This is a genomic window from Idiomarina sp. ST20R2A10 (assembly GCF_051842345.1).
GTDB lineage: Bacteria > Pseudomonadota > Gammaproteobacteria > Enterobacterales > Alteromonadaceae > Idiomarina > Idiomarina loihiensis.
Genome location: NZ_JBNIEY010000010.1, coordinates 87,131 through 96,508, shown reverse-complemented (window position 1 = coordinate 96,508; position 9,378 = coordinate 87,131). Strand labels below are relative to the sequence as shown.

The window sequence follows — 9,378 nt, the reverse complement described above, 5'->3', positions numbered from 1 at the left end:
CTCCCCATGCGAGAGTAGGTCACCGCCAGACTTTTATTCTAAGAAGCCCTCAGCTCACGCTGGGGGCTTTTTTTATGCCTGCTGGGTAGCCTGACGTTCACGTCAGGTGAGATCCCTGAGGCTGTACTCCTTAACTCCTTTTAAAGCTGAAGCCGCAGCGCATTTACCCCGGTACCCAGCTCACCAACCGGCCTTTCGATTACTCTATCCCGAGCGTCCACCCCAACCACCCCACCTGATGCAAGAGCATCAGGCTACTACATTCTATTAATTAGATGTTAATCTACTAATAATACGTATTTTCATTCTATAAATATGAACTAATATAAAACTTAGACAAATCAGGAAAACTTTATGTGGAAAAACACATCAGATAAATACGGTTTGACAGCAGTATTAATTCACTGGCTGTCGGCCTTAATAATATTTGGTTTATTTGCTTTAGGCTGGTGGATGCTAACTCTGACCTACTACGACGAGTGGTATCGTCTGGGTCCCTGGTGGCATAAATCGTTTGGTATTACCTTACTTATTGTAACGGTTTTACGAGTGTTCTGGACTTTAACCAATACTAAGCCTAAACCTTTAGGTAGCAAGTTCGAGCGGTTAGGAGCAAAAGCAGGCCACTTTTTACTTTATTTACTGCTATTCACAGTAATGATTAGCGGTTTTTTGATTTCAACAGCAGATGGTAGTTCTATCAGCGTATTTGACTGGTTCTCGGTACCAGCAGTAATAACCGATTTACCAAAGCAAGAAGATATTGCTGGTGACATACATTGGTATTCAGCGTTGTCTTTAGTGATCCTGGCTGGTGGGCATGGGTTAGCAGCGCTGAAACATCATTTTATTAATAGAGACAGCACACTTATTCGAATGTTTGGAAAAACTAAGAGGAAATCATAATGAAAAAGACATTAATTGCAGCCGCTGTAGCGGGTAGTGCGTTATTTACGTCGGCAGCTATAGCTGAAGACTTTAAAATTGATACTGAAGGTCAACACGCCTTTATTGAGTTTAAAATTAGTCATTTAGGCTACAGTTGGTTATATGGTCGGTTCAACGATTTCGAAGGCTCCTTTAGCTATGACGAGAATGCACCGGAGAATGCCTCTGTTAACGTCACAATCGATACCTCCAGCGTTGATACTAACCACGCTGAGCGTGACAAACACTTACGTGGCGATGACTTCTTGAGTGTTTCTGAGCACCCTACTGCAACGTTCAAAAGTACTAAGTATGTTCCGGACGATGACGATAAAGGTGAAGGTACTATGTATGGTGAATTCACCCTTAATGGTGTAACCAAAGAGATAGCTATCGAAGTTGAGCATGTTGGTGCAGGTAAAGATCCATGGGGCGGATTCCGTCGTGGCTTCGAAGGTGAAGTAGACCTAACCTTGGCCGATTACGGAATTGACTATAACTTAGGCCCAACGGCTAAAGAAGTTGAGCTGACGCTGTCAATTGAAGGTATACGTCAATAATTACAGCGCCAACCTTTAACTAGTGAGCTAACGCCTCTTTATAGGCGTTAGCAGCTAGCTGACTATCACCAAGAGCATGATAAGCATTGCCCAATAAGCGGTATACGTGACTGCTGGGTTCAATCTCTGCTAACTTTTTCAAAGCACGTTGGGCTAACGAAAAGTCCTGATTATCCATAGCGATTTGTGCAAGAGCATAGAGGTAATCTCTATTTTCCGGATCTTGTTTCAACTGAGCTTGAACAAACTCCAGCAACTTCTCCGATTTCGCATTAAATAAATGCAAAGAGTTAACGGCAGCTGGTTGCAACTCTCCTCTTTTTAATCCTTTTAAAATCACTCTGGCAGAGACTTCGTAATCACCTAAATGTTTTAACGCGGCGGCATAACTTAACCTGATAGTTGCGTTGCTACGTTGTTTACTGGGAAGGCTGCGCCATTCGTTGTACAGCATCTCGTTACTTTTGCGACCCTCAGCAACAAAGCGTTCAAAATAGACTTGATATTCAAGACGGTCAAATTCGGCTGGAGCAAGGTCGGTTACACGGCGCAACTCAGGTAATAGCTCTTTCAGTCGCTGCCAGTTTCCCGACGCTTTAAAGACCCGATAAGCTAACTTAAGTACATTGGCAGAGTGTGGCTTAGCTTCTAATAAGCTTCGCATCTCTTTATCCGCTTCTGTCGGGTCTTTTTTTACTGACTGTTCAATAGAAACAAGCTGAAGCAGTGTATCTGCATTATCATAAAATGCCCCTGCTTCATCGTGCCAGTAAGTTGCCTTTCCGGCGTCTTTATTGAGGCAGGCGGCAATTGCAGTTAACGCGGCAATGTTGTTATCAGGAGATTTTTTGTAAGCCTTAGACAGGCTCTCAGTTGCTTTTTCGGGATTGTCATCGAGCAGCTCGCGTATGCCCTGCTGAAAAATGTTCTGAGCTTTACGTTCGCTTCGATTTGCCAACCACTTCCGACCCTGGCGGGTTTTGCTAAGCAGCCGGCGCAGTAATGACACCACAACACTGAGTACGGCAATTGCCACAATAGTAACGACAAACAGGCCGACTACGGTTGTCTCAATCGCTACTCCGGCAAACTGAACTAAAACATAGCCCGCGTTACCCGACGCGAGTGGTCCAATAATGGCCCCCAATATAATGATGACAACCAGAGCGATGATCCATTTCATGAGGCATCTCCCTGCTCAATAGCCTGAGCGATGAAGTCCAGCGATTCAAGCTGCTCTATACTCTGCTGTTCAAAGTCTTCCTGGCCTAGTGACTGAATACGCGAAATAATATCCTGTGAAGCTGCACCATCGCCTTTTACCTGCGCAATTAGCTTAGATAATTGGTCCAGGTAGCTCTGCCACAATTCATCATTATTCTTTACAGCCGCCTGTTGAGCCAGAGTAAAGAGTAGTTGAATGCGTTCGTTTATTGCTGTGCGCTGGGTCGCACTCAGCAGAGGTTTAGGATCGCTGTCTACGGGTTGAATGCGGATAAAGTTATCAAGGAAGGACTGCCAGTTAGCACTCAGGTTCGTTTGCCAGTCATTAACATCACCACTGACATTCTGGGTGTCAGAACTTAAGCGCTGTTGATTACTGTTTACTTCGTCGGGCAGGTCTGACACGCGTTGTTGCAGACCCACGAGTTGCAGCGCCAGGTCAGTATTGTCTGCTTTAACTGCGGCATTCACTCGTTCAATATCACCCGCCAGCTTCTCGCGGGTACGAATTGCGTTACGACTGTCGATACCCGACAGCTGCTGGTCGGCTAACTTCAAAAGTTGCAGCGCTGCTTTGTAGTCGTCCTGGCTCCACATCATTCGTGCAGCCGCCGATAAGGTCTGTTTTATTTCCAGTAGACGCCAGTAAGCCGCTTTTTCGGCAGGCGTTTTGCGCATGTCGTCACGAATATCTTCGAGGCTCTGACGCAAACTGGTTAACTCGCGCTCTAACTGCTGATCGGTGTTACTCAGCTTATCCAGCTCGCGAGCCTGAACAGTGCTTTGTAGTTGCTGCTCCAGATTTCCAACAGAGCGCTCCAGTTGTTTAAAGCGCGTTTCAACCGGGTCTTCCTGCGGCTGTTCACTAACCTGTTCAGAGTCTGACTTAAATAAACCAGGGAAACGCGTATAGCCCCAGTATGCGGCGGCGACAATAGCGATTAAAACAATAAGCCAGACTAAGCGTTTGAAGAAACGCCCGCTACTTTTCTCGGCGGTTATGGTTTCTTCTTCTGTGCTCTTCTCGCTATTTTGTTCATTATTCTGAACGTCTTCGTTCTCAACTTTATTCTCGTCAGTCATGAGTTTTTCCATCCGCTATTAGCGCATTCATTAATATGGCGTCCGCTGCACTGCCTGTAACTTTGATATTGTCTGATTGTCCGAAAGGAATCAAACCTTTCAGGCGATGACTGGGAACTATCCACTGACAGCTGTCCAGCCAGCTTCGGGCAGAATTTGGCATAGACGACAAAAAGTATCCCAGTTGTTCAGCGCTGGTAACAACAATAGTACCAACTGATCTTATCCACTGCTGAATCAGTTCAGGGTCGTTCAATGTGAGTTGTTTTCGGCGGTACACTTCCCAGTAATCGACAGAAGCTCCGCGAGCTCGTATGGCATCCGCCAATAATTCACGACCGCCTTCTCCGCGAATAATCAACCAATTCTGTTGCTGCAGTTTTTGTAACTCCGACAACTCCAGCAACCCTTCCGACTGATGTATAAAGGTCGGGCAACTAACAGCTGTGTTTAAATGGCTGCACGCAAAAGAAGCGGTTCCCGGACCTACGGCATAGTATTTAGAAGGAACATCAGTGAAACCGGCCAGAGCGGCATAATGAGCAGCATTTTTACTAACAATAACAATGCCATCCCAATGCTTTTGTTTAAGCTGAGCCAACTGCTCTTTATTCACAGGTAAAGGCTCTATCTCAATAAAACTGTGAACAAAGCATTCTCTGCCAGTTTTGCGCAGCTGTTGGGTAAAGTCGTCCGGACTCTTGCCCGGACGCAGCAGTAAAACCGCTTTATGAGTGACTGGATTCACTGTCATAGACTGCGCTCAGAATTTCAGCTGCACCTTGTTTAAGTAACCGCTCAGCAAGCTCTGAACCTAACTCTTCGGCTTTAGACGCCGGGCCGCGCACTTCATCACGAAGCACTTTTCCGCCATCAGGTTCACCAACCAGGCCGCGTAAATAGACTTCATCACCTTCCAGCTCTGCATAAGCACCAATAGGCACCTGACAGCCGCCATCCAGCCCGCGGTTCATTGCCCGTTCAGCTAACACCCGGGTACGGGTTTCCTGACATTGCAGCGGTGCAAGTAAGGCTTTCATTTCGTCGTCATCGCTGCGGCACTCAATACCCAGTGCGCCTTGTCCATTAGCCGGTAATGACTGCTCCACCGGAATAAAGGAGGTAATGCGGTCTCCCAGCTCCAGTCGAATGAGACCCGATGCCGCCAGGATAATGGCATCAAATTCACCCTCATCCAGTTTGCGTAAACGTGTTTGAACGTTGCCGCGTAAATCTTTTATGACTAAATGTGGAAACTGCTCTTTTACCTGGCAGCGGCGACGTAAACTACAGGTTCCGACTACTGCACCTTCCGGCAGCTCATTAAGGTTTTTGTAGTTGTTGGATACAAAAGCATCGCGCGGATCTTCGCGTTCGCAAATGGTATGAAGCTCCAGCCCCGGCGGGAACTCAACCGGTAAGTCTTTCATGCTGTGTACGGCAATATCAGCACGACCTTCCAGCATCGCCACTTCCAGTTCTTTCACGAACAAGCCTTTACCGCCAATTTTTGCCAGCGGAGTATCCAGAATGACATCGCCCTTGGTAGACATAGGAACCAGCTCTACCGACAGGCCCGGATGCAGCTCTTCAAGGCGTTGTTGAATGTGTTCAGCCTGCCATAAAGCCAGCTTGCTTTTGCGTGTTGCAATTCTAACGCGTTGGGTCATTCGTTTTCCTTTACGACGATTAATGACTTTTTAGGTATCTGGTGCGATGATAGGCATCATAGAAACCCAAACGGAATACCTATAGTTTAGCGATGTTTAGTCGAATTGTAATCAAGACGCTGGTGCTATCAGCCATTTTAATGACTTTAGTCGGTTGTGGTCAGAAAGGACCACTAACGCCTGAGCCTATGCCAGAGCAAAATACACCTGCAGAGCCGCCGGCGGAAGACACCAAATGAGCGAATTAATTGACTATAAAAATGGCCAGTTTCATATTGAAAACTGCGACGTCGAGAGTCTTATTGAACGTTTTAGTTCGCCTTTGTATGTTTATTCCAAAGGTCAGATTCTAAAAAACTGGCGTGAGTTTCAGCAATACTGGCCTGCGCCTCATAAGCTGTGTTATGCAGTAAAAGCCAATAGCAACTTAGCTATTCTGCAGTTACTGGCTGAGCATGGCGCTGGCTTCGATATTGTCTCCGGTGGCGAGCTTCAGCGTGTATTAATGGCCGGCGGCAAGGCCGAAGATGTGGTCTTTTCCGGTGTGGCTAAATCCAAAGACGAAATTATTATGGCGCTGGAAGCGGACATCGGCTGCTTTAATGTAGAGTCTGAGGCGGAGCTTGAGCGCATTCAGGACATTGCTGCCACCATGGACAAACAGGCGTCGGTTTCCATACGGGTAAATCCTGACGTCGATGCCAAAACGCATCCGTACATTGCCACAGGCATGAAAGCCAACAAGTTTGGCATTAGCATGTCACTGGCCAAGCCGGTTTTTCTGAAGGCGCATAGCCTACCTAATATTAATTTAATTGGTGCGGACTGCCATATCGGCTCACAAATAATGACAGCTGAGCCTTTCCTCGATGCCGCGCAGCGCATGTTTAACCTGGTTTCGGAACTGGAAAAAGACGGTATCCAGCTGACACACCTGGATTTAGGTGGCGGTTTTGGTGTGGCGTATCAGCCGGAAGAGCCATTGGATAAGTCCTTTTATTTAAAGGAACTGGTTAAGTTAGCCGAGAATTACCCGCAAATTACTTTGGTACTGGAACCCGGTCGTGCTATTACCGCAGACGCGGGTGTTTTGCTGACCACAGTGGAATACATTAAACCCTCAGAAGATAAGAACTTTGTGTTGGTTGACGCCGGCATGAACGATTTAATACGTCCGTCTTTGTACCAGGCCTGGCACGACATTTTACCCGCGCACGAAAATAAGCGCGGCGGCGACCAGTTGAATGATATTGTCGGCCCGGTGTGTGAAACCGGCGACTTTTTCGGACACGCACGGCATTTAAATGTGCAACAGGGCGACGTACTGGCCATTAAACATGCCGGTGCCTATGGTTTTACTATGGCGTCTAACTATAACAGTCGTGGCCGCCCGCCCGAGGTTTTGGTCTCAGGTGATAATGCTACACTGATCCGCGAACGTGAAAGCTTTAACGATCTCGTCCGGGGCGAGCACTTGTTACACCAGGAAGGCCAATAAAAATGTTATTACATTTTTCAAAAATGCACGGGCTCGGCAACGACTTTATGGTGGTGGATAACGTCACTCAGAATTTATATGTGAACCCAGACCAAATACGTCGCTGGGCAGACCGGCACACGGGCATTGGCTTTGATCAGATGCTGTTAGTTGAGCCGCCCTATGACCCTGATTTGGATTTTCACTACCGCATTTTTAATGCCGATGGCAGCGAAGTTGCTCAATGTGGTAATGGTGCCCGCTGCTTTGCGAAGTTTGTAAAAGCTAAAAACTTAAGCAATAAGAATCGCCTTAAAGTCAGTACCAAGGCCGGAAAAATGGTTCTGCACTTAGAGAAAGACGGTCAGGTGACGGTGGATATGGGCGAACCCTTATTCGAACCGGCGGCGGTGCCTTTTAAAGCGCAAAAAGCAGAACAGACCTATGTTTTAAGAGTAAAAGAAGAAACGGTTCTTTGTGGTGTTCTGGGGTTAGGCAATCCACATTGTGTTATTGCCGTGGATAACGTCGACACGGCGCCCGTGGAAACTCTGGGAGCGGCTCTGGCAGCGCATGAGCGTTTTCCGGAAAGCGTGAATGTAGGTTTTATGCAGAAAGTATCGGCTGACGAAATTAAACTGCGCGTGTTTGAGCGTGGCGTAGGTGAAACCATGGCCTGTGGTAGTGGTGCCTGTGCGGCAGCTGTAGCCGGCATTCAGCAAGGCTTATTAAATGAGCGAGTAAAAGTCAGCTTGCCCGGCGGGGACTTAATTATCCGTTGGCAGCAGGGGCAGCCTGTAAAAATGACCGGCCCCGCAGAATTAGTTTACGATGGACAAATGGTGTTATGAGTAGCGAATCGAAAATGATTGCAAATGAACGTTTAGACGACAGCCTTATAAGAGAATACTTACAAGAGAACCCTGATTTTTTCACGAGAAACGATGACTTACTGGCTCAGTTACAGTTTCAACACAGTGAAAAAGGCGCCGTCTCGTTAATTGAACGGCAGCAGCAAAAGCTGCGTTTGCGCGTACAGCAGCTGGAAGAAGAAATTACCGAGCTGATGATAAACGCGCGCCGCAATGAAGCTATTTTCTCGGCTTACAGCAACTTATACGTCAGTCTGTTGCGCTGTCAGAGCCTGAGTCAGGTTCTGGATGAACTGCAAAACACCTTTGAGAATGAGCTGGAAATGCCGGCCTTGTCCTTGAAGTTTTTCGACAGCCCGGTGGATTTAGGCGAGCAATACAGCTTTGCTTCCGACACTCACAAAAAGCTACTAAGCAAACGTTTCAATGAAAGTTCTATTTATCTTGGTCGCTTAACGGAGCAAGAGCATAAGCTGTTGTTTCAGGACGAAGAGATTGCTTCAGTGGCGTTACTACTTCTGGGTGACAATGGCGAACTGGGGATGCTGGCAGTTGGTAATACTAACGCCAGTCACTTCGAGCCGGCCATGGACAAGTTACTGATCAATCAGCTACAGGCCTTGCTCAGCGCATTGTTACCGGGGCTACTGCAAAACCATGAAGCTGCATGACTGGCAGCAAAAATGGATGCAACAACTGCAGGGAGAGCGGGGCTTAGCGGAGCTAACGCTAAAGAATTACCAGCGCCTTATCGCCGCTGATCTGACTGCTCTTGAACTGCAAAAAATAACGGAACCTAAAGCGCTGCGTGTCCCTGTTATTGAACGGCTTTTAGTCGGTTGGCGGCGCAATGGGCTGGGTGAACGCAGTATCGCTTTAAAACTATCGGCATGGCGCACTTTCTGTCAGTTCATGGTGGAATCTAACGCTATGGATGACAACCCGGCCATGTCAGTATCGGCACCTAAAATTCCCAAACGCTTACCCAAAAACCTCGATGTGGATAGTATTTCTCATTTACTGGATTTACCCACAGATGATGATTTAGCCATTCGCGATGCCGCCATGATGGAGCTGCTCTATGCCAGTGGTATTCGTCTGGCGGAGCTGGTGAGTCTTGATCTAGACCACATTGACCACCGTATGATGCAATTACGGGTGACCGGTAAAGGCAGCAAAACACGCATTGTGCCCTTTGGCCGTTGTGCTGAAAAAGCCTTAAAAAAATGGTTGTCAGTGCGTCAGGCCTGGTTAAATCAAAAGCCTGAGCTGGCGCTCTTTGTGAGCAAACGGCTACAGCGTATTAGCCCCCGTACTGTGCAGCAGCGGCTGAATTACTGGGGCAAACAACAAGGTGTGGTGGGTGACTTGCACCCGCATAAGTTACGGCATTCGTTTGCCTCTCATATGCTGGAATCCAGTGGTGATTTGCGCGCTGTGCAGGAAATGCTTGGACACGCTAACTTATCCACAACTCAGGTGTATACTCATCTGGACTTTAAACGTTTAGCCAGTGTTTATGACAGCGCCCACCCGCGCGCCCGGAAAAAATCGACTTAACTTTA

Annotated in this window: 11 protein-coding genes; 7 read left to right on the top strand and 4 right to left on the bottom strand. The window is 47.4% G+C overall.

What is annotated here, in order from left to right; translation table 11 throughout:
* Positions 1–354 precede the first annotated feature (354 nt).
* Positions 355–906 (top strand): cytochrome b, encoded by a 552-nt coding sequence (locus ACP7H9_RS12480; RefSeq protein WP_011235787.1) that lies wholly within the window; start codon positions 355–357, stop codon positions 904–906.
* The gene (locus ACP7H9_RS12475; RefSeq protein ID WP_439222854.1) at positions 906–1,487 is read left to right on the top strand and encodes a YceI family protein; all 582 of its coding nucleotides are present in this window, start codon (positions 906–908) and stop codon (positions 1,485–1,487) included. Before ACP7H9_RS12480 ends, ACP7H9_RS12475 begins: the two co-directional genes overlap by 1 nt.
* A 19-nt stretch (positions 1,488–1,506) precedes the next feature.
* Here the strand turns inward: ACP7H9_RS12475 and ACP7H9_RS12470 are convergent, their stop codons facing one another.
* Genes ACP7H9_RS12470 through hemC form a run of 4 tightly spaced genes read right to left on the bottom strand, consistent with a single transcriptional unit; the run spans position 1,507 to position 5,464 of the window.
* Complete coding sequence (locus ACP7H9_RS12470) at positions 1,507–2,670, bottom strand: heme biosynthesis HemY N-terminal domain-containing protein (RefSeq protein WP_439222853.1); 1,164 nt, start codon at positions 2,668–2,670, stop codon at positions 1,507–1,509.
* Positions 2,667–3,794, bottom strand: coding sequence for a uroporphyrinogen-III C-methyltransferase (locus ACP7H9_RS12465; RefSeq protein WP_439222852.1), 1,128 nt, complete (start codon positions 3,792–3,794; stop codon positions 2,667–2,669). Before ACP7H9_RS12465 ends, ACP7H9_RS12470 begins: the two co-directional genes overlap by 4 nt.
* Positions 3,787–4,548 (bottom strand): uroporphyrinogen-III synthase, encoded by a 762-nt coding sequence (locus ACP7H9_RS12460; RefSeq protein ID WP_439222851.1) that lies wholly within the window; start codon positions 4,546–4,548, stop codon positions 3,787–3,789. Before ACP7H9_RS12460 ends, ACP7H9_RS12465 begins: the two co-directional genes overlap by 8 nt.
* Positions 4,523–5,464 carry a hydroxymethylbilane synthase gene (gene hemC / locus ACP7H9_RS12455; RefSeq protein WP_011235782.1) on the bottom strand — a complete coding sequence of 314 codons (942 nt, stop codon included), beginning with the start codon at positions 5,462–5,464 and terminating at the stop codon, positions 4,523–4,525. Before hemC ends, ACP7H9_RS12460 begins: the two co-directional genes overlap by 26 nt.
* Before the next feature lie 92 nt (positions 5,465–5,556).
* On the opposite strand from hemC, the gene lptM reads away from it, so the two are divergent.
* From lptM to ACP7H9_RS12430, 5 genes are read left to right on the top strand one after another with little or no spacing between them, the layout of a single operon-like run.
* Positions 5,557–5,703, top strand: coding sequence for an LPS translocon maturation chaperone LptM (gene lptM / locus ACP7H9_RS12450; protein WP_011235781.1), 147 nt, complete (start codon positions 5,557–5,559; stop codon positions 5,701–5,703).
* Positions 5,700–6,962, top strand: a complete 1,263-nt coding sequence (lysA, locus tag ACP7H9_RS12445; RefSeq protein ID WP_034822921.1) for a diaminopimelate decarboxylase — start codon at positions 5,700–5,702, stop codon at positions 6,960–6,962. Before lptM ends, lysA begins: the two co-directional genes overlap by 4 nt.
* Before the next feature lie 2 nt (positions 6,963–6,964).
* Positions 6,965–7,792, top strand: coding sequence for a diaminopimelate epimerase (dapF, locus tag ACP7H9_RS12440; RefSeq protein ID WP_034822918.1), 828 nt, complete (start codon positions 6,965–6,967; stop codon positions 7,790–7,792).
* Positions 7,789–8,484 (top strand): DUF484 family protein, encoded by a 696-nt coding sequence (locus tag ACP7H9_RS12435; protein WP_011235778.1) that lies wholly within the window; start codon positions 7,789–7,791, stop codon positions 8,482–8,484. The genes dapF and ACP7H9_RS12435 overlap by 4 nt, the downstream gene beginning before the upstream one ends.
* Positions 8,471–9,373, top strand: coding sequence for a tyrosine recombinase XerC (locus ACP7H9_RS12430; protein WP_011235777.1), 903 nt, complete (start codon positions 8,471–8,473; stop codon positions 9,371–9,373). Before ACP7H9_RS12435 ends, ACP7H9_RS12430 begins: the two co-directional genes overlap by 14 nt.
* Positions 9,374–9,378: the final 5 nt, after the last annotated feature.